1 protein-coding gene is annotated in these 2,242 nt (G+C 63.2%); it reads right to left on the reverse strand.

Annotated elements, in window-relative coordinates; genetic code table 11:
- Positions 1 to 2,242: VIT domain-containing protein (locus RMO15_RS31425; protein WP_309722669.1), on the reverse strand; the 2,242-nt coding region annotated here is incomplete at both ends.

Below are 2,242 nucleotides of genomic sequence, written 5' to 3' on the forward strand. Positions count from 1 at the left end.
ACGTTCTCCCCGACGGCGGCCCACTTGGCCCAGTCGCCGCTGCGCCGCACGAGCGCGAAGTAGGCATCGGAGTAGAGCTTGATCTTGACTAGCTCGGTCTGCTTCTTGGGATCGTAGGTACCGTCCTCCCAGTTTGCCCCGCGCTGGTAGAACGCGCGGTTGCCCGAGTACTGGATCTGGCGCGCCTGCGCCTCGGCGAGTTTCTTATCCGCGCCACTCTGGGACGTGATGGCGGCCAGGTTCCCCGCCTGGTTCTGCGCCCGCCCGCCCCGTGCGCTCTGGCTGAGGTTCACCGCGCTCTCGCCCGTCGTGACCGACCGTGATTGCTGTTTGAAAAGCTCCCCGATGCCGCCAGCACCGCCGCCCAAGCCACCAGCAGAACCGCCTGCGCTTGACCGAAGCTCCCTCGTCACAAAAGGCCGATCTGCGGTTCCGGGTTCAGGGACGAACATCGCGGTGTAGGGGGTGAGGACGCCAAATTCTTTTGAGAGCCCGATGATCTGCTCCTCGATCTCTTTGCGACGCGCCGGGTCTTTCTCATCGCGAATCTCATCGAGCAGATACCCGATCTTTCGGCTGGCCCAGAGGCGCGGTAGGAAATTGGCCTCCGTGGAGACGGCGGCGAGCTTGGCATCGAGCGCGAAGCTCTGGGGCTTGCCTAGAACATCGCCCGTGAGGGTCACGGACATGCCCGAGCCCACCCCGTAGCGTCCCACTAAGACAAGCTGACTGCCCTCAAAGAGATCGGGAAGCTCATCGGGTTTGGGGTAGATCTCGCCCGCACCCGCACCCGTCACTTTTAGCTTGAGGTTCTCCAGCACCGCCGTGCTCGTCTTGGCCACAAACTGGCTGGTCTTGATCTCGATGTCCTCGTCGGGGCGGACATAGTCCGCATCGCCGCTGAGCTTGCTGCCGACGCGGTCCAGAAACGGGACATCCACATCGTAGCCGACCCCAAAGACAAAGCACCGGGCACGTTTCTGCGCGGCACTCACGGCATTGCTAAGAATCGTCGCATGGTCGCGCGTCCCCACGGTTGGTAGCCCATCGGTGAAGAACAGCAAGCGATTCCCGCTACTTTTCTCCGGGAACTGCTTGAGGCCATCGGTAAGCGCATCGTTGATATTGGTGCCTCCATCCGCGACAATCTCATCCACAAAGGCGGCGGCACGCTTGAGGTTATCGGGCGTTGCCAGAGTCGGCTCTGGCGAGAACTTGGTGACGGCATCGGAGAACGTGAGGATATTGAAGCTGTCCTGAGGGCGCAGCTTGCCCACGGCGAACTTTAAGGCGCTACGTGCCTGCTCGATCTTCTTGCCCTGCATCGAGCCGGAGCGATCCATCACGAGCACGACGCGCCGTGGCGGCAGATCCTTGAGCGCGGTCTTGGGGATATTGGGGCTGGCGACTACCATGAAGTAGCCGCTCTGGTGCAGCCCACCACCGATACTGGCCACCTGGGGCAGCGCCGTGTTGTAGCTGAGTAGCGAGAGCGCGACGGCGTTGGTGTCTTTTGCCCCCACATAGAGCGCCAGCTCGGGGTGCTCCGCCAGCGCCCCCTCGTTCTTGGTGGACGACCACTCCGCGGAGACGCGGCCCGTGCCGTCGTCAAGACGCTTGATCGTCACATTGTGGGTGGGGGAGTAGAGGCTCCCCGTATTGCTGGCAACCACGCGGATGCTCACAAACGCGGGCTGCATTCCCCCCGGCAGGTGCGGCCCCGCCAGCGCCCAGACAAACTTCTTGGCATCGCCCTCGCGTGGGAGCACCGAGACCAGCTTGAGAGTCACGCGCCGCTCGCCGCCTGCGGGAATCGGGAAGACGCGTGCTCGCAAGAGACCCTGTCCCACATAGCTCAGCAGCGCCGGGTCGCGCCGCTGCCGAACAATCTCCTCGTAGATTTTTGTGGCCTCGTCTTTACCCAGAACCCGCGCCTCGAACTTCTGCTCGCCATCGTACATGGCAAAGTCTCGCACGGTCGCGCCGCTGGGGATCGGGAAGACAAAGTCCGCCTCGCCCTGCACCGTGGCAGCGTTCTTAAAGACATGCGATACCTCCACTGTGGCGATCCCGTCTTTAATGTCCGCATTGAGCGTCACCGACGAAACCGTGATCATCGGCGTGGGACGCGGTGGAAGTGGAAACGGGCGTGGCGGCACGGGCCGAACCGGAGGCTGGGAGCCGGGCAGCTGTGCCCAAACGGCCCCGAGATTGGCAAGAAGACCCGCTCCCAGGACTTGTA

The sequence above is a fragment of the Armatimonas sp. genome, assembly GCF_031410135.1.
Taxonomy (GTDB): domain Bacteria; phylum Armatimonadota; class Armatimonadia; order Armatimonadales; family Armatimonadaceae; genus Armatimonas.